General features: G+C 74.1%; 21 protein-coding genes. 7 read left to right on the top strand and 14 right to left on the bottom strand.

Annotated features, from left to right (window positions below; genetic code table 11):
- Positions 1–95 precede the first annotated feature (95 nt).
- Together ACWDN5_RS28425 and ACWDN5_RS28420 are read right to left on the bottom strand one after the other, a co-directional pair.
- Complete coding sequence (locus tag ACWDN5_RS28425; RefSeq protein WP_449678422.1) at positions 96–1,526, bottom strand: glycoside hydrolase family 76 protein; 1,431 nt, start codon at positions 1,524–1,526, stop codon at positions 96–98.
- 155 nt (positions 1,527–1,681) lie between these two features.
- Positions 1,682–1,810 carry a hypothetical protein gene (locus ACWDN5_RS28420; RefSeq protein ID WP_449678421.1) on the bottom strand — a complete coding sequence of 43 codons (129 nt, stop codon included), beginning with the start codon at positions 1,808–1,810 and terminating at the stop codon, positions 1,682–1,684.
- 107 nt (positions 1,811–1,917) lie between these two features.
- On the opposite strand from ACWDN5_RS28420, the gene ACWDN5_RS28415 reads away from it, so the two are divergent.
- The 3 genes from ACWDN5_RS28415 to ACWDN5_RS28405 all read left to right on the top strand — a co-directional run bounded on the left by ACWDN5_RS28415 (position 1,918) and on the right by ACWDN5_RS28405 (position 3,407).
- The gene (locus ACWDN5_RS28415; RefSeq protein ID WP_449678420.1) at positions 1,918–2,256 is read left to right on the top strand and encodes a hypothetical protein; all 339 of its coding nucleotides are present in this window, start codon (positions 1,918–1,920) and stop codon (positions 2,254–2,256) included.
- Positions 2,257–2,260: 4 nt separating this feature from the next.
- Complete coding sequence (locus ACWDN5_RS28410) at positions 2,261–2,902, top strand: phosphoribosyltransferase (protein WP_449678419.1); 642 nt, start codon at positions 2,261–2,263, stop codon at positions 2,900–2,902.
- Between the two features lie 82 nt (positions 2,903–2,984).
- The gene (locus tag ACWDN5_RS28405; protein WP_449678418.1) at positions 2,985–3,407 is read left to right on the top strand and encodes a DUF6292 family protein; all 423 of its coding nucleotides are present in this window, start codon (positions 2,985–2,987) and stop codon (positions 3,405–3,407) included.
- Between the two features lie 11 nt (positions 3,408–3,418).
- Here ACWDN5_RS28405 and ACWDN5_RS28400 read toward each other — a convergent pair whose 3' ends face one another.
- From ACWDN5_RS28400 to ACWDN5_RS28380, 5 genes are all read right to left on the bottom strand, one after another.
- The gene (locus tag ACWDN5_RS28400) at positions 3,419–3,781 is read right to left on the bottom strand and encodes a VOC family protein (protein ID WP_310975671.1); all 363 of its coding nucleotides are present in this window, start codon (positions 3,779–3,781) and stop codon (positions 3,419–3,421) included.
- Positions 3,778–4,194: a hypothetical protein gene (locus tag ACWDN5_RS28395; RefSeq protein ID WP_449678417.1), complete on the bottom strand. Its 417-nt coding sequence runs from the start codon at positions 4,192–4,194 to the stop codon at positions 3,778–3,780. The genes ACWDN5_RS28400 and ACWDN5_RS28395 overlap by 4 nt, the downstream gene beginning before the upstream one ends.
- The gene (locus tag ACWDN5_RS28390) at positions 4,191–4,358 is read right to left on the bottom strand and encodes a hypothetical protein (RefSeq protein ID WP_310975673.1); all 168 of its coding nucleotides are present in this window, start codon (positions 4,356–4,358) and stop codon (positions 4,191–4,193) included. Before ACWDN5_RS28390 ends, ACWDN5_RS28395 begins: the two co-directional genes overlap by 4 nt.
- Before the next feature lie 66 nt (positions 4,359–4,424).
- On the bottom strand, positions 4,425–4,862 hold the full coding sequence (locus tag ACWDN5_RS28385; RefSeq protein WP_449678416.1) for a DUF4383 domain-containing protein: 438 nt from the start codon (positions 4,860–4,862) through the stop codon (positions 4,425–4,427).
- Positions 4,863–5,014: 152 nt separating this feature from the next.
- Complete coding sequence (locus ACWDN5_RS28380) at positions 5,015–5,845, bottom strand: SDR family oxidoreductase (protein ID WP_449678415.1); 831 nt, start codon at positions 5,843–5,845, stop codon at positions 5,015–5,017.
- A 72-nt stretch (positions 5,846–5,917) separates the two neighbouring features.
- Here ACWDN5_RS28380 and ACWDN5_RS28375 point away from each other — a divergent pair, with 72 nt between their 5' ends.
- The gene (locus ACWDN5_RS28375) at positions 5,918–6,937 is read left to right on the top strand and encodes a Ppx/GppA phosphatase family protein (protein WP_310975676.1); all 1,020 of its coding nucleotides are present in this window, start codon (positions 5,918–5,920) and stop codon (positions 6,935–6,937) included.
- Between the two features lie 60 nt (positions 6,938–6,997).
- Positions 6,998–7,186: a DUF2795 domain-containing protein gene (locus tag ACWDN5_RS28370; protein WP_310975677.1), complete on the top strand. Its 189-nt coding sequence runs from the start codon at positions 6,998–7,000 to the stop codon at positions 7,184–7,186.
- A gap of 37 nt (positions 7,187–7,223) precedes the next feature.
- Here the strand turns inward: ACWDN5_RS28370 and ACWDN5_RS28365 are convergent, their stop codons facing one another.
- Together ACWDN5_RS28365 and ACWDN5_RS28360 are read right to left on the bottom strand one after the other, a co-directional pair.
- Positions 7,224–8,270 (bottom strand): glycosyltransferase family 9 protein, encoded by a 1,047-nt coding sequence (locus tag ACWDN5_RS28365; protein WP_449678414.1) that lies wholly within the window; start codon positions 8,268–8,270, stop codon positions 7,224–7,226.
- Positions 8,267–9,739, bottom strand: coding sequence for an HAD-IIIA family hydrolase (locus ACWDN5_RS28360; protein WP_449678413.1), 1,473 nt, complete (start codon positions 9,737–9,739; stop codon positions 8,267–8,269). Before ACWDN5_RS28360 ends, ACWDN5_RS28365 begins: the two co-directional genes overlap by 4 nt.
- A gap of 90 nt (positions 9,740–9,829) precedes the next feature.
- Between ACWDN5_RS28360 and ACWDN5_RS28355 the strand changes: the two genes are divergently transcribed.
- A complete protein-coding gene (locus ACWDN5_RS28355; protein WP_449678412.1) occupies positions 9,830–11,161 on the top strand; it encodes an aldehyde dehydrogenase family protein in 1,332 nt (443 codons plus the stop codon).
- Positions 11,162–11,697: 536 nt separating this feature from the next.
- A complete protein-coding gene (locus tag ACWDN5_RS28350; protein ID WP_449678411.1) occupies positions 11,698–12,816 on the top strand; it encodes an FUSC family protein in 1,119 nt (372 codons plus the stop codon).
- Positions 12,817–12,819: 3 nt separating this feature from the next.
- On the opposite strand, the gene ACWDN5_RS28345 is transcribed toward ACWDN5_RS28350, so the two are convergent.
- From ACWDN5_RS28345 to ACWDN5_RS28325, 5 genes are all read right to left on the bottom strand, one after another.
- Positions 12,820–12,999, bottom strand: a complete 180-nt coding sequence (locus ACWDN5_RS28345) for a hypothetical protein (RefSeq protein ID WP_310975682.1) — start codon at positions 12,997–12,999, stop codon at positions 12,820–12,822.
- Positions 13,000–13,096: 97 nt separating this feature from the next.
- Positions 13,097–13,702: a flavodoxin family protein gene (locus ACWDN5_RS28340; RefSeq protein WP_310975683.1), complete on the bottom strand. Its 606-nt coding sequence runs from the start codon at positions 13,700–13,702 to the stop codon at positions 13,097–13,099.
- Entirely contained in the window at positions 13,699–15,009 is a 1,311-nt protein-coding gene (locus ACWDN5_RS28335; RefSeq protein WP_449678410.1) for a UDP-glucose dehydrogenase family protein, read from the bottom strand. The genes ACWDN5_RS28340 and ACWDN5_RS28335 overlap by 4 nt, the downstream gene beginning before the upstream one ends.
- Positions 15,002–15,952 carry a glycosyltransferase family 9 protein gene (locus ACWDN5_RS28330; protein WP_449678409.1) on the bottom strand — a complete coding sequence of 317 codons (951 nt, stop codon included), beginning with the start codon at positions 15,950–15,952 and terminating at the stop codon, positions 15,002–15,004. The genes ACWDN5_RS28335 and ACWDN5_RS28330 overlap by 8 nt, the downstream gene beginning before the upstream one ends.
- Positions 15,943–16,629 carry an SDR family oxidoreductase gene (locus tag ACWDN5_RS28325; protein WP_449678408.1) on the bottom strand — a complete coding sequence of 229 codons (687 nt, stop codon included), beginning with the start codon at positions 16,627–16,629 and terminating at the stop codon, positions 15,943–15,945. The genes ACWDN5_RS28330 and ACWDN5_RS28325 overlap by 10 nt, the downstream gene beginning before the upstream one ends.
- Positions 16,630–16,654 lie beyond the last annotated feature (25 nt).

The following is a 16,654-nucleotide window of genomic DNA, read 5'->3' as shown; positions in this document are numbered from 1 at the left end:
CGATCTTTCGCCTCGGGGAAAAAGAGCCAACGAAGTCTAACGGCGCCCGCGGCGCGATCATTCCGTCCGCAGGTCGCAGTGGGGGCACGACCCGGTCAGGGGGCCGCGTTCATCAGGTCCAGGGCGCTCTGCTGGCGGGCCGCGTCGGGCTGGTCGAAGGGGCCTGCCCACAGCAACCCGTAGGCGTCCGCGCTGTTTCGGTCGTTCGCGTACGCCGCGTTCGCCTGTCGCTGCAGGTACGGCGTGTACGGGTGGTCGGCCAGGGCCGCGTTGAGCGCCGCCAGGTCCCGGACGTACACGCCCTTGAAACTCGGGCCGTCGACGCCGCCACCGCCGGCCGTCTCGCCCGGGTCGCGGAGGATGCCGCCCGGGTTCAGGGACGCGTTCGTCGTCGAGGCGTTCGCCATCGCGCGGGCCTTCGTCAGCAGGCTCGCGTCACCGGTGGCGCGGGACAACTCGGTGAGCGCCGTCAGGGGCACGCCCTGGTTGTACGTCCAGGTCGGCTGGCCGTTGTTCGCGCAGGCCGACGTCAGGCCGTCGTTGACCAGGTTCGAGCCGTTGATCATCCCGCTCCCGGCGAACCAGGTCCAGCTCGCCCGGGCCCGTGCCAGGTAGACCGTGTCACCCGGGATGCGGTTGTGCAGGGCCGCGTTGAGCTGGATGTACAGCGAGTTCGGGATGGCGTTTTTGTAGGTGCGGCTCGTGCTCCACCAGACCCCGCCGCCGCAGACGCCGTCCCAGTACGCGTACATGTGGTCGGCATCGGCTCGGGCCGTGTTGAGGTACTTGCCGTCGCCGGTCAGGTCGTAGGCGTCGACCCACGCGAGGCCCCACCACCCGGTGTCGTCGAGGTAGTCGTTGCGGAAGCTGCCGCCCTGCGCCGAGAGGTTCTTCGTGTACGTCGTGTCGATCGCGTAGCGGTAGCTGCCCATGCCGCTGATCCGGATGTTGTCGATGACCGCGGTGAGCGCGTTGGCCGAATTCCACCACCCGGTCGTGTCGAACAGGCCGGTGCCCAGGTTGTACCGCTCCATCAACGCCGTCGCGGCCGCGGTGCGCCGGTCCCAGGCGTTCCACGTCGGGCGGGCCCAGCCGGTGCAGGCGATGCTGCCCGACCCCGCGGGCTGCCCGCACGCGCGAAGCAGGCCGACGCCCTTGTTCGCCCAGTCGTCGGCGTTGTACATCAGTGTCCGCCAGCCCGTCGCGCCGGACGGCGTCGCGGTGTCGCCGAGTTTGCTGCCCGACGCCCAGGTGCGCCCGGCGTCGAACGAGCGGTCCAGCCAAACGTGGTCGCCGGCGGCGCCACCGGTGATCGCCGCCCAGCCCATGGCGTCGCCGTCGTCGAGGTGCAAGGTGATCCGCCGGGCGCCGACGCCGGCCGAAGCGCCTTCGCGGTCGCCCGGTGACGACGCGGGATCTCGCGCGTCGCAGTACTTGTTGCAGATCGTCGCCACTGCCGCGGCGGACGGCGTCGGCGTCGGAGTGGCCGCGAGGACCACAGTCAGCAGCGGGGCGAGGAAGTGCATCGGCCACCTTCCGCGTCGAAGGGCGATGCTTCCCATTGTCCGGTGCCGATATTATTGGTCCAGTCCTTTCCGGGACAGGTTCCGGACAGGAATTCACACCCGCCGCGGTATGAGCAGGAGCAGGCACAGCACCGCGATCCCGGTGACCAGTAACATTAGTACTGGTACGTGCCCGGCTGCCGGAACGTGTAGCTCCAGCTCTGCCCGGCCGACAGTCGCGGGCTGCGGAACGCCACCGGCGCGCTCGTCGTGACGACGTCGTGCGGGGCTTCGTCGTGCTGCATCCAGGTGACCGTGTCGCCCACCCGGACGGTCACCGCGGCGGCGCGGTGGCCCGGCGCCTGAGCCGCGCCGACGCTTGAGGGCGTCGCCCGGCGGGTATCCCGGGCCCATGACGAATCTCGACGACACCACGACCGCGAAGCTCGACGAATTCGTGCTCGCCCGGCTCGCGGAGGACGAAGAGCGCGTCCGGGCGGGTGAACTGCCGCTGATCGACGAGGCCGAACGGCGCGGGCGGCTGCGGATCATGTACGCCGATGACGGCGACGGCTTGCTGCTCGCCGGCGGGCCGGTCGAAGCGATGGAGGACCGGCACCCGGTGCCGTTCGCCGAGAAGGCCGAGTTCCTGCGCCGCGAGATCCGCGACGCCCACGACGACGTGTCCGTCAAGCTCATCGCGTCGGTGTACGAAGCCCACCCCGACTGGCGCGACGAGTGGCGCCCGTGACCTGATGCCCGCGCGGCCGCGGATCTTCGCCGACCGGGAGGACGGCGGGCGACGGCTCGCGGGCGAACTGCGGCGGCGCGATTGGGCCGATCCGGTCGTGCTGGGGCTCGCCCGCGGCGGGGTGCCGGTGGCCGCCGTCGTCGCGCGGCGGCTCGGCGCCGAGCTGGACGTCGCGGTCGCTCGCAAGATCGGCGCGCCCGGCCACCGCGAGTTCGGCGTCGGCGCGGTCACCCCGGACGGCCCGGCGATCTACGACGAAGCCGGCCTGCGCGCGATGAGACTGACCGCCGCACGGCTGGCCCGGACCGAGACCCGGGAGCGGGCGGAGGCGCGCCGCCGGCTCGAGCGGTACCGCGCCGGCCGCGAGCCCGCCGGCCTCACCGGCCGCGACGTCGTCCTCGTCGACGACGGGCTCGCGACGGGCGTCACCGCGACGGCAGCGCTGCGTGACGTCCGCGCGGCCCGGCCTCGGACGCTCGTCTTCGCGGCACCCGTCGCCGCGCCCGGCGCCGCCGCGCGGATCCTGCGCGAAGCGGACGACGTCGTCTGCGTCGCCGAGCCGCCGGAGTTTCGCGCAGTCGGGCAGTGGTACGCCGATTTCCGCCAGCTGGGTGACGACGACGTTCTCGCCCTGCTCACCCCGTGACGTCACCCGCGGCACCCCGGATTGACCGGGTGGGTGACGGGGTATCACCCGATGGGGCACCGACCGAAGAGGCGGGAGCGGGATGAGCGAACGGGACGGGCTCGGCCCGGCGGCGCGCGGGCTGCGGCAGTACCTCCTGGCCGTGGCGGCCAAACTGGACGCGCCCGCCTGGTTCTGCGAGGTGGACGTCCCAGCCGGCGCGTATGTCGCGCTGGAGCGGCGGCTCGCCCGGTTCCCGGACCACGAGACGGCCCTGCTGTGGGACGAACGCGACGGCTGGGCCGCGGCGGTCGAGTCCTCGAGCGGCGACGAAGTCATCGTGCTGGCGTACCTGGGCGAGGACGTCCTGCCGGCTCCGGAAGCGGTGGTGGCCTTCGTGACCGGCCTGTACGGCGAGAAGTACCCGGGCCGGCCCGCCCCCCCGGACTTCCGCAGACCCGGCACCACCGACGGCTTCGACGACCGCTTGGCCGCCTACGCCGGCGACCCGGTCGGCCAAGCCTGAACCAGGCTGGATCAGCGGGCCGGCAGCACGCAGAACTCGTTGCCCTCCGGGTCGGCGAGCACGATCCACGGGTCGTCGGGCGGGTCGTCGAGCACCTTCGCCCCCAGCATCACCAAGCGTTCGACCTCGGCGCGCTGATCTCCCTCGACCGGGGCGAGATCCAGGTGCAGCCGGTTCTTGCCGGCCTTCTCCTCGGGCACCGGCTGGAACAGCAGCGCCGGGCCGTCGTCGAACTCGACCTGGCGGTACGTCAGGCCATGGGAATCCGTCCACGTGCGGGTTTTCGCGTTGCCGAGCGCCGCGGCCCAGAACTCGGCCAGCAGGTCCGGCTGTCGGCAGTCCACCGTCACGGCCAGGATCCGGGCCGCCGTCATGCGGCCCCCACGATCCGGTTGATGGCTTCGGCGACCAGTGCCGGTTCGGACACCGTCACCGTCAGGCCCGGGTGGCGGAACAGCCCCCACGGATCGATGCCCCGGACCGGTTCCCGGAACCGGAGGCAGACGCCACCTCGTGTCGTCGTGCCGAAAGTCAGGCCGCGGTCGGCCAGCGACAGGCGGACGCCGAAGACACGAACCGCGCGGTACGGGCCGGTGGCCTCGGCGCCGGCGAGGTTGCTCAGCGGCGTCTCGACCAGCCACGGCCCGAAGCGGACGCGCAAGCCGTCGGCGTCGAGTTCCAGGCCGGCGCGCGGACCCAGGATCCGGCGCACCAGCGGGGATCCGACGGCGAAGTCCGCGTGGAGGCGGTAGTGCACGACGACGGCGGGGGCGTCGACCGCGGTCATGCGCCGCCGCCCAAGGGCGGGACTTCCGGCTCGTCGTCCGCCGGGAGTTCGGGGTCGCGCCACTGCTCGGCGCGGGTCGGGCCGTTGCCCTGCAGGGTTCCCTGCAGCTCGGCCTTCATCGCGTCGTCCTCGCGGGGCGAATGCCGGTCGCTTTCACGGTGCACGGGAACCCTCCTTCACGTGGTGTTCTTCTGCGGCTACCCGGCGATCGGCCGGCGAAACGGCCGGGGTCACCGCGAGCGCGCCCCGGTCCGGTTGACCGCGCGTGCCGCCACGATGCCGAGCACCAGCGCGCCCGCCGCGGTCAGCCCGTGCAGCCAGTTGTCGGCCCAGTTCAGGTTGATCGGGTCCTCGGGGTTGACGAGCGCGGTGGCGAGGATGCCGTACGCGGTCATCCCGGTGAAGCCGACGAACAGCACCCAGCAGTAGATGATCGCCCCGGTGCGGCGGGTCGCGGCGAGCAGCCCGAGCACCCCGACCACCGTGTGGACGAGGTTGAGCAACGGCGTCACGCTGAAGATCCAGACGGCGCGGCCGGTCTCGTGGCCGACCGCGGCGGTTTCCGGGGTCAGGAACCCGGCGATCCCCAGCACGAGGTAGAGCAGCCCGAGCACGGCGACGACCGGCCGGAGCCACGACGCCGGGGTGCGGATTTCGGCGGAAGACATGGGATTCTCCTTCCCTCCGCGGCCGGATACCCCCTCAGGCGTGCGGAAAACGGACAAGTGGAAGGGGCCGGACGGCGGGCTGGGGGAGCCGCCGTCCGGCCCGCGGCCGGAGCCCACGCCGGTCCCTGCAGCCAGGACGCGGGCCCCTGGTCTCAGGGGGAACGCCAGTCGTGACCGCGGTGGGCGGTCCCGTGCTGAGCTCCCATCAGCAGCAGGCCGCCGTCGACGACGAGCGACGTGCCGGTGATGTAGCCGGCCGCCGGGGTGGCCAGGAACGCGACCGCGGCCGCCACCTCGGCCGCGTGGCCGGGGCGGCCGAGCGGGATGCCGGGCCGGTCCTGCTCGCGCGGGTCGGCGTCGGTCTGGCCGGTCATCGGGGTCGAGATCTCGCCGGGAGCCACCGAGTTCACCGTGATGCCGTGCTCCGCGAGCTCCAGGGCGAGAACTTGAGTCAACGCGCCCGCGCCCGCCTTCGCGGCGCAATAAGGCGCGGCGCCGACGCGCGGGACGTGCTCGTGAACGCTGGTGATGGTGATGATCCGGCCGCCGCGCCCGGCGTCGATCATGTGCCGGGCGGCGCGCTGGGACAGCAGGAAGACGCCGTCGAGGTCGACGTCGAGGACCTGCCGCCACTTCTCGTAGTCGAGGTCCACCGCGAGCTGGCTGCTGCCGGTGCCGGAGCAGTTGACCAGGACGTCGATACCGCCGAGGTCTTCGGCGAACGCGTCGACGACGCCGGCGGCGGCCGGCAGGTCGGTCAGGTCGAGCTGCCGGACGTGCGCGGTCACCCCGTGCGAGCGGGCTTCGGCCGCCGTTTCCTCCGCGCCGCCGGCGTCGGAGTGGTAGGTGATGCCGACGTCGAGACCGCCGCCGGAGAGCGCGGCGACGACCGCGCGGCCGATGCCGGAGTCGGCACCGGTGACGACGGCGCGCCGCGGCGAGGCGGCTTCGGCGGGTAGCGGCGCCGGGAGCGACACGGGCATCTCCTTTCGTTCCCGGTCGGCTACCACCCCCGCCAGGGACTAAACGCGAGGCCCGCGGGGTATTCCGGCCCGATGAGACTGGCCGTGCTGGACATCGGGTCGAATTCCGCTCAGCTGCAGGTGGTGGACGTCTCCGCCGGAGCCCCGCCGCTCCCGGCGCACGCGGTGAAGGAACCGACGCTGCTCGCCGAGGAACTGCGGCCCGACGGCACGCTGAGCGACGAGGGCATCGAGCGGGTGACGGGCGCGGTGGGCCGGGCGGTCGACGCGGCGGTGCGGCTCGGCGTCGACCACCTGTACCCGTTCGTCACCGCCGCGGTGCGCGACGCGGTGAACCGCGACGAGGTCATCGACCGCATCCAGGCGGGCTCCGGCATCCGGCCGCAGTTCCTCTCCGGCGAGCAGGAGGCGCGGCTGACGTACTTCGCCGCGCGCCGCTGGTACGGCTGGTCGGCCGGGCGGCTGCTGCTGATCGACATCGGGGGCGGGTCGATGGAGCTGGTGCTCGGCCGGAACGTCGAGCCCGAACTGGCCGTCTCGCTCCCGCTGGGCGCCGGCCGGCTGACCCGCGAGTTCCTCACCGCCGACCCGCCGACGCGCAAGCAGGTGAAGGCGCTGCGCCGGCACGTCCGCGACACGCTGTCGGAGGTCTTGGACCGCCTGCGCTGGGAAGGGCCGCCGCGCCGGGTCGTCGCGACGTCGAAGACGTTCAAGCAGCTGGCTCGCCTCACCGGCGCCGCGCCGCAGCGCAAGGGCCCGTTCGTCACCCGCGAACTGGTGGTCGCCGACGTGCGCGGCTGGATCCCGCGGCTGGCCCGCGTCCCGGCGGCCGAACGGGCCGGGTTCCGCGGTATTTCGAAGCCGCGGGCCCGGCAGGTGGTGGCCGGCGCGCTGGCGGCGGAGGGAACGTTGTCGGCGCTGGACGTCCCGAGCGTCGAAGTCTGCCCGTGGGCGTTGCGGGAGGGAATCCTGTTGCGGCACCTGGAACAACTCGCCGAATCGACGCCGTTGCCGCTGGTGCCGCTGACGCGCCACCCGGACGCGGAGGTCCGCCACCTTCACCCGGCGGGGGAGCAGCCGGTGCCGTCCTGAGCGTGTGTGGACCGTCCGGTGGGGTAACCGCGCGGTTCCCCGAACGGAAGGAGAGCTCCCGTGAGCAAGCCGAACCCGATCGAACTGCAGAAGTACCTGTCCGGCGTCGACTACCCGGCGAAGCGCGACGACCTGGTCCGGGCCGCCGAGCGGAACGGCGCCGACTCGGACACCCTGGACGTCGTGCGCGGCCTGCCGGACCGGACCTACGAAGGTCCCAGCGGTGTGAGCAAGGAGATCGGCGGCTGACGTGCTTCGCGGCCCGGGCTCCGCGCCCGGGCCGCGGTCACCGCGCCGTCAGCTCGGCGCTCTCCGGGACGACGGCGCCGGGCTGGGCGAGAGCCGTCACCGCGCGGCAGACGTCGGCGGGATCGATCGTGTCGAGACACGGGTGACCTGGGACCGGACAGACCCGCGCCCGAGTGGCGCGGCAGGGGGCGTGCTGGTCGCCCAGGACCACCGTGGGAACGCCGTACGGCGCCCACCTTTCCTGCGGCACCACCGGTGCGAACAGCGAAACCACCGGAGTGCCGGTAGCCGCGGCCAGGTGTGCGGGGCCGGTGTTCGGTGCCACCACGACCTGAGCGCCGGACAGCACCGCCGCCAGCTGGGGCAGGGACGTCCGGCCGCCGAGGTTCACCGCCGCCGTCCCGGCCACCTCCTGGGTCAGCGCGCGCTCCGACGGCGCGCCCGTCACGAGCACCCGGTGCCCGTCGGCGGCGAGAGCCCGCACCGTCTCACGGCTCCACGCCGCCGACGGCTGGCGGGCGGGCACCGAGGCCGCGGGGTGCACCACGACGTACGCCCCGCCGCCGGTCAGCCGGGCCATGTCCGGCAGCGGGCGGCGCAGCGCCAGGGCGCCGTGATCGTCCGGGGGCAGGGAGAATCCGGCCGCCTCGGCGAGGGACAGCATGCGTTCCGGCTCCGGCGGATCGCCGTCGACGCGGTGACGCAGGTCGAGCAGGCTGCCCGGGTAGTCCTCGGAGATCGCGCCGACCCACGGCACCCCGGACTGGCGCAGCAGCAGCGCCAGTGGCAGCGGGGACTGGTGGAACGACGTCAGGATCAGCGCACGGTCGAACGACTTCGAGCGGATCAGCGCGACGAACGCGCCGGTGTCCTCGGCGGTCACCGGCGGCGGCTCGGGGTCGATCCACGGCGCGGTCCAGGTGAGCAGGTCGGCCACCCCTGGCAGCAACTCGCCCGCGGCCCGGCCGTGCGGCCCGGTCAGCAGCGTCACGTGCGCTCCGGACGCGGCGACCGCGCGGACGCAGGGACCGGCGAGCAGGACGTCCCCGAGGTTGTCCTGGCGGGCGACGAGCACCCGGGTCATCCGGCGACCCCGGCGACGCGCAGCGCCTCGGATAGGTCCCGCGCGACGGCGGCGTGCCGGCGGGCCCGGGCGATCTCCGGTTCGAGCGTGCGGTGCGTCGGCACCAGCACCGCGCGGGCGCCGGCGGCGAGCGCGGCATCGACGTCGGCGCCCGTGTCGCCGATGACCACACAGGACGCGGGGTCGACGCCGAGCTCGCCGGCGGCCCGCAACACCATGCCGGGGGCGGGTTTGCGGCACGCGCAGCCGTCGCCGTCGTCGTGGACGCAGACCTGCCAGGTGCCGAACGGGCCGAACAGTTCCTGGACGCGGGCGTTCACCGCGTCGAGCTGGCCGGGAGTGATCAGTCCTTTCGCGACCCCGGACTGGTTGCTCACCACGCCGACCGGGATCCCGCGCTCCCGCAGCCCGCGGACGAGCTCGACGGCGCCGGGCACCGGGCGGACGCCGTCCGGGTCGTTCAGGTAGGGGACGTCGACGATGAGTGTGTCGTCCCGGTCGAACAGCACCGCGACCGGGGGCCGGGGACGCCGCGCGGCGACCTCCCCGCGCAACCGGTGGTAGCACGCGGCGGGCGGGATCAGGGCGCTGGTGACGACCATCCGCGCCACTTCGCCGGGGGTCCGCGGGCCGGGCAGGATGCGGCGGGTCGCGAATTCCGCCGTCAGCCCGGCCCAGACCCCGGCCGCGAGCAAGGCCTTCCCGCGTTGTTTGACCAGCAGCAGGGCGAGCGCGGCCAGACCGGCCACTGTGGACAGTGCGTGCAGGCCCAGCCGTCCGGGCCCGGCGCCGGTGCGCTGCCGCCAGAGCACGCCGTGCTTGGCCCGCATCAGCGCGTTGTCGGCGTTGCCGCGCTGGGCTTTGAGGCTGTAGAAGAACCCGGCCCGCCGGGCGGGGTGCGTGGTCAGCCGTTCGCCCTGGTCGATCCGGTGCCCGGCCTCGGCGACGCGCAGGGCGAGGTCGGAGTCTTCGCGGAACGCGCGTGGGAACCGCTCGTCGAACCCGCCCGCTTCGACCAGGGCGCGGCGGCGGTAGGCCATGTCGGCGGTGATCCACCGCGCGTGCTCGAGCCCGGCGGTGCCGCGCTCGTCGTCCGTGGGCCGCCGGTCCGCGGGCAGCGGCACGGTGATCCGGCCCTGGGAGGCGGCCACGTCCGGCGGCAGCGAGCCGAGGTCGGCTTCGAGCTGCCGCGCCCAGTCGGGGGCGAGCACGACGTCGTCGTCGACGAAGGCGATCCACTCGCTCTTGGCGGTGCGCCAGCCGAGGTTCCGCGCCGCCGCGGGCCCGCGCCCGCCGGAGCGCAGCACACGGACGCCGCCGGGGACGTCCAGCGCGGACCCGTTCGGGCGGTCGTCGACGACCAGGATTTCCGCCGGCCGCGGGTCCGGGCCGGTCAGCACGGTTTCCAGCAGTGGCCGAAGTGTCTCCCGGCCCGTCGTGGGGATCACCACGGTGTAGTCGAGCGTCACCGGCCCCGGTTACCCCGGGCGGGGGTGATCAAACGGCGTGTCGGAGCCGCCGCGCCCGGGTAACCGGCGGGCGACGAGAAGGAGGTGCGGATGATCGAGATTCGGAACCCGGCCGACGGCACCGTGGTGGGCACCGTGCCGACCGCGGGCGAAGACGAGATCGACGCGGCGCTCGCGCGGGCCCGCCGGACGCCGTGGGCCCGGACGCCGGCCGCCGAGCGCGGGGCGTTGCTGCACACCGCGGCCGAGCGGCTGCGGGCGCACGCCGACGAGCTGGCGAAGACGAACGAAGCGGAGACCGGGAGGCCCCGCGACGAAGCGCGCGAAGGCGTGCTCGCCGGGGCGGGAACGCTGGACCAGTACGCCGAGCTCGGCCCGGTCCACCGCGGCCGCAGCCTGCTCGGCGACGTCGGCGCGACGGACCTGATGGTGCCCGAACCGCGTGGGGTGGTCGTGGCGCTCACGCCGTGGAACGACCCGGTCGCGGTCGCCTGCGGGCTGCTGGGGGCGGCGCTGGCGACCGGGAACACGGTGGTGCACAAGCCGAGCGAGCGGGCGCCGCACACCGGTCAGCTGCTGGGCGAGGTGCTCGGGGACGTGTTCCCGGAAGGCGTGCTGCAGACTCTGCACGGCGACGGCGGAGTCGGGGCGATCCTGGCGATGCACGCCGGCGTCGACGTCATCGCGCACGTGGGCAGTACGGCGACCGGCCGGTCGATCGCCGCGAGCGCGGCGGCGACCGGGGCCAAGACGTTGCTGGAGAACGGCGGCAACGACCCGCTGGTGATCGACGAGGACGTCGACCCGGCGTGGGCGGCCGGCCAGGCGGCGCTGGGGGCGTTCGCCAACTCGGGCCAGATCTGCGTGGCGGTCGAGCGGATCTACGTGTGCGCGGCGATCGCCGAGCCGTTCCTGGCGGCGCTGGTCAAGGAGGCCGAGACGCGGACCCTGGCGCCGCTGGTGGACCGGCGGCACCGCGACCACGTGCACGCCCACGTCGAGGACGCGCTGTCCCGTGGCGCGCGGTTGGTGGCGGGTGGCCTGGTCCCGGACGGCCCCGGCGCGCACTACCCGGCCACGGTGCTGACCGACTGCGCACCGGATCTGCGGGTGATGACGGAGGAGACGTTCGGCCCGGTGGCGCCGGTCCGGGTGGTTTCGACCTTCGACGAGGGCCTCGCGGAGGCGGCCCAGGGCGAGTACGGCCTGGCGGCGACGGTGCTGACGGCTTCGATGGCCCACGCCCAGCGCGCGTGGCGCGAGCTGCCGGCGGGGACGGTCAAGGTGAACAACGTGTTCGGCGGCGCACCGGGCGGGGCGGCACATCCGCGCCGCCGGAGCGGGAACGGGTACGGCTACGGGCCGGAGCTGCTCGACGAGCTGACCCAGACGAAGCTCGTGCACATCGCCCCGCCGGCATGACCGGACAGCGGGAGAGACACGGAGAGCGGGACTCACCGGATCCGGGTGACGACACCTCATCGGCGGGGGAGCGGCACGGCCGGGCCCCCGCCGGCCGGGTGGCCCGCGCCGCGCGGGGCGATTCGGGTGGGGAGCGGGGCGACCGGGCTCCGGTGGGCAGGTTCGCGCTCGGGCGAGGCGGCTCAGCGTCGATTAGCGAGCAGGGCGGTCCGGCTTTGGTCGGCAGGTTCGCTCAGGTGCTCGGGCGGGGCGGCTCAGCGTCGGACGGGGAGCGGGCCGAGCGGGCTCGGGTGGGCCGGTCCGGGCGGGGCGGCTCCCCGCCGAGCGACTCCCCGCCGAGCGGTGACCGCGCCTGGGCGAGCCGCTTCGCGCGGATGCTCCGGCAGCGCAGCGGCGAAAGCTCCTCATCGGACGGGGAGCGGGGCAAGCGGGCTCGGGTGGGCCGGTCCGGGCGGGGCGGCTCCCCGCAGAGCGGCTCCCCGCAGAGCGGCTCCCCGCCGAGCGGTGACCGCGCCTGGGCGAGCCGCCTTGCGCGGATGCTGCGGCAGCGGAGCGGCGAAAACTCCTCATCGGACGACGACCGGCACGATCGCACCCCCGCCGGCTGGATCGCCCGGGCCCTCCGCGTTCCCGGCCGGGAGCGGCGGATCCTCGTCCAGAGCGCCAAAGCCACCCTCGCCGCGACCGCGGCCTGGCTGCTCGCCACGCTCGTCCTCCACCTGCCCCAGCCCTTCCTCGCTCCCTACGCCGCCGTCTTCCTCGTCGAAGCCACCGTCTACCGCTCCTTCCGCGGATGGCTCCAGCAGGTCGGGTCGGTCGCCTCCGGGGTCCTGCTCGCCGCCGTCGCCGGGCACTTCATCCCCTGGCAAGCCGTTGCGCTCGCCGCCGTCGTCTTCCTCGGGCTCCTCGCCGGGAGCTGGCGGCGGTTCGGGGACGCCGGGGTCTGGGTCGGCGTCACCGGGATGCTCGTCATCTCCTACGGCACCGCCCGCGAGCCCGTTCTCCTCGGCGACCGTCTCCTGGAAACCGCGCTGGGCGCCGCCATCGGCGTCGCCGTCAACACCCTCATCCTCCCGCCGCTCTACGGGGAACGGCTCGCCGCGGCCGCCGGGCGGCTCGGGAAAGCCCTGGCCGACCTGCTCGAATCGCTGTCCGATCTGATCCGCCGCGACGAGCCGCCGGAGGACCTCGATCACCTGCTGTCCCAGGAGCAGGACACGCGCAGCCTGGTGCTGGCCGCCGAGGAAGCCGTCGGCCTGACGCGGGAAGGGCGGATGCTGAACCTCCGGCGGGGGCGGCCGTCGGCCGGTGCCCGGCATGAACGTCCGCTTCGGACGCTCATCGGGCTCTGGCCCGCGATGGCGCAGCTGATCGCCGGCGTGCGGACCACGGCCGGGCGGCGGGAGCACCCGTTCGAGTACCCCTGGCCGGACGCGCGGGAAGCGCTGGCCGACCTGATGCACCACCTCGCCGGAGCCGTGCAGGCCGTCGCGGTCGCCGGTGAACCCGTCGAACTGGACGAATGCCGCGCCCTGCTCGGGAAGCTCGAGGAGCGGCTGGTGACGGCCGAGGAGGACGGCGTGCCCGCCCGGCTCGGCCTTGGCACCATGACGCTGCCCGCGCGGCTGTTGCTGGAACAGCTGGAGAAGCGCTGAGCGTTAGTGCACCGCGATCGCGTCGGCGTCGGACCGGTGCCGGCGGCAGGCGGTGCACACCATCGTCTGGCCCAGCAGCGTGCCGTCGCCGGACACCAGCCGCGCGACGTGCAACGTCGGCAGGCCGCACTCCTCGCAGGGGATCGGCTTGCTGTCGCGGCTGATCATGACTCGGTTCGGCATGGGTGGAGCCCCCTGACAGGTTGGAAGGTCCCGGCGGGTTACCCCCGTGTCCTGCGCCACACTCGTCCGGCGCAGTGTTGTCACTCGAACGGCGTAGTCACTTGGCCGGGTACTGCTGCGCGCGCAACACCTCGGCGAGGTGGACGGCGTTGCGGACCAGGGTCGCGTTCGTCGAGGCCACGGCCTCGGGCGTCTCGTCGAGGTCCTGGTAGTCACCGCCCTGCATGGCCTCGCCGTTCCAGTAGGTCGCGCCCTGGGCCGGCACCGTGAAGCCGACGTCGTTCAGCGCCTGGAAGAGGTCCGCGATGATCTTGTGGGCACCGTCCTCGTTGCCGACGACCGCGGCCACCCCGACCTTGCCGAACATCGCCGGCCGCCCTTCGTCGTCCGTTTCGGACAACTCGGCGTCGAGGCGTTCGAGGACCCGCTGCGCGACGCTCGACATGTGGCCGACCCACGTCGGGGTGGCGATCAGGAGGACGTCGGCGGCGGCGATCTTCCGCCGGATGTCCGGCCACGCGTCGCCGTTGCCCATGTCGGCCTCGACCCCCGGCCGGACGTCGTGGTCGACCACCCGGACCAGCTCGCCGGTGGCGCCGCGTTCGGCGAAGAGGTCGAGCAGCTGCCGGGCGATGAGGTCGCTGCTCGACTTCGCCGGCGACGGCTTGAGCGTGCAGGTCAGCGCGAGGACGCGCAGGGTCATGACTGCCTCCTGGGGTGGGTGCCGACGCCGAGGTGGGCGAACCCCGCTCCGGCGAGGACGTCGGGATCGAGCAGGTTGCGGGTGTCGACGACGACCGCCCGGTCGGCGGACGCGGCCAGCCGGGCCCAGTCGAGGTCCCGGAACTCGGGCCACTCGGTGAGCACGACCAGCGCCGCGGCGTCCTTGGCCACCAGGTACGGGTCGTCGACGACCTGGACCGAGCTCGTGCCGGGCACGCACGCGACGGCCGGGTCATGCGCGGTCAGCTCGGCGCCCGCGCGGGCCAGGTCGTCGGCCACCGCCAGGGCGGGGGAGTCGCGCAGGTCGCCGGTGCCGGCCTTGAAGGCCAGCCCCAGCAGGCCGATGCGGGCTCCGGCGAGGGAGCCGGCGGGCGAACCGGTCACCGCCTGCCGCACGGTCCGCACCACCCGGGCGCGCTGCCGGGCGTTGACGCGGACCGCGTCCCTCAGGATGCCGAAGTCGACCCCCGCCGACTCGGCCGCGTGCAGCAGCGCCGAAGTGTCCTTCGGCAGGCACGACCCGCCCCAGCCGGGGCCCGGCGCGAGGAACTCCGGGCCGATCCGCGCGTCGAGGCCCATGGTGCGCGACACCTCGCGGACGTCCGCGCCGAACCGCTCGCACAGTTCGGCCAGGACGTTCACATAGGACAGTTTCACAGCGAGGAACGCGTTGCTCGCGTACTTCGCGAGTTCGGCGCTGGCGGAGTCGGTCGCCACCACCGGGGCGCCGGTCGGCTCGTACAGCCGCGCGACCCGGTGCGCCGCCGGCGAATCCGCCGGATCGGTGCCGACGACCACCCGGTCCGGGTGGAGGAAATCGTCGACGGCGTGGCCTTCGCGGAGGAACTCCGGGTTGGCCACCACCGGCAGGTCGTCGCGGCCCAGCAGGTGCGGGAGCCGGGCCGCGGTGCCGACCGGCACCGTCGACTTGGTCACCAGCACGCACCCGGGCCGCAGCAACCGGCCGAGCTGCGGCACCACCTGCTCGAGCACGCCGAGGTCGGGCCGGCCGTCTTCGGCGGGCGGTGTCGGCAGGCACAGGAAGACGAGGTCCGCGCCGTAGAGCTCGGCCTGGGCGGTGGTGAAGCTCAGCGTCCGGTCGGCGAGTCCCTGGCCGACCAGCTCGGCGAGGCCGGGTTCGGCGATCGAGACGAGACCCCGGCCCAGGTCGTCCACTTTGGACTTGTCGGCGTCCACGCAGGTGACCCGGTGCCCGAGCCGCGCGAAACACGCGGCGCTCGTCAGCCCGACGTAGCCCGCACCGACGATCCCGATGTGCTCAGCCATGCGCCACCCGCATTTCCAGCGCCGACCGCGTCGCGGCCAGCACGCGCTCTTCGCCGAGCAGCAGCAGCCCGCCGTCCGGCTCTTCGCCGTGCGGGTCGCCGACGTTCCCGGCCCAGAGCACGACGTGTTGCCGCGCCGACGGCGGCGGGCCCCACAGCCGCGGTGGGGTCGGGCCGAACAGCAGCACCGACGGCGTGCCGAACGCCGTGGCGAGGTGCCCGACGCCGGTGTCGCCGCAGACCACCAGGGCCGCCCCGGCCACCAGCGCGGCCAGTTCCGCCAGGCCGGTGCGCCCGGCCAGCACGGCCTCCTCGCCGAGCCCGGCCGCCTCGGCGATCGACACCGCCAGGTCGCGTTCGGTCACGTTGCCGGTGAGCACCACGCGGTGTCCGGTCGCGGCGAGGTCCCGGACGACGGTCGCGAACCGCTCGGGCGGCCAGCGCCGGGCCGGGAACGCCGCCCCGGGGTGCACCACGACGGCGTCCGGCGCCGGGCTCGGGCCCGGCGGCGCGGGCAGGTGCAGGGCCGACCGGTCGGCCTCCAGGTGGTGGTACTCGACGAGCCGGCACCAGCGGTCCACCTCGTGCACGTCGTCGCGCCACTCGAGCCCCGGAACGTCCGGGAAGTCGGGGTGGCGGTGGGTCAGCAGCTCGGCCGGGTCGGTGTCGAGCAGGTCGTGGATGCTCTCCGGGCCACTGCCGTGGAGGTTCACCGCCAGCCGCGGCGGCGGGCCCGGCCAGGCGAGTTCGCCGAGCCCGGACGTCGGCAGCAGGTCGTCGACCGCGTCGATCAGCTCCACCAGGTCCCGCAGGCCTTCCGGCGCGGCCAGTACCAGCCGGTCGCCGGGGTACGCCGCACGCAGGGCGCGCAACGCGGGCACCGCCGTCAGCAAGTCGCCGACGCCGAGCGCGCGCAGCACGAGGACCGCGGAGCTCACGGCCACGACCCCTCCTCCGATGCGCACACGACCATTTCGCGGACTTCGGCGCCGGGTGGCTGCTGCAGTGCGAAGACGACGGTGTTCGCGACGTGCTCGGGCTGGTTGAGCTTCGCGTCCGGCGGCGGCTTGTACTGGTCGGTGCGGTCGTCGAAGAAGTGCGTCCACATCCCGCCCGGGACGAGCAGCGTCACGCCGACGCGCCCGGCGAGCTCGGCGGCCAGCGCGCGGGTGAAGCCGACGACGCCGAACTTCGAGGCGCAGTAGGCGGTCGCGTCGCTCACCGCCTTGATGCCCAACGTGGACGCCACGGTGACGACCGTGCCGTGCGAGCGTTCGAGGTAGGGGAGCGCGGCGCGGATCACCGCGGCCGTGCCGAACAGGTTCACCTTGACCACCCGCTCCCAGTCCTCGGTGGACACTTCGCCGAGCGGTCCGCAGGCGTCGGTGCCGGCGGCGGTGAAGACGCCGTCCAGGCCGCCGGCGCGCTCGGCGAGCTCCCGGACCGCGGCCTCGGTCGCGGCGGTGTCGGTCAGGTCGGCTTCGACGTACTCCGCCGGGTCTTCGGGCCGGACGCGGTCGAGGATGTACGGGGTGCCGCCGGCCTTGCGGACGGCGTCGACGGTGGCGGCGCCGAGTCCGGACGCGCCACCGGTGATCAGGACGTTGCCGAGGGGTCGCATCGCTCTCCTTCGCGGGCAGAGGATC

Source organism: Amycolatopsis sp. NPDC003731 (assembly GCF_053586895.1).
The sequence above is the reverse complement of the archived record's forward strand: the minus strand, read 5'-3'. Positions and strand labels throughout refer to the sequence as shown.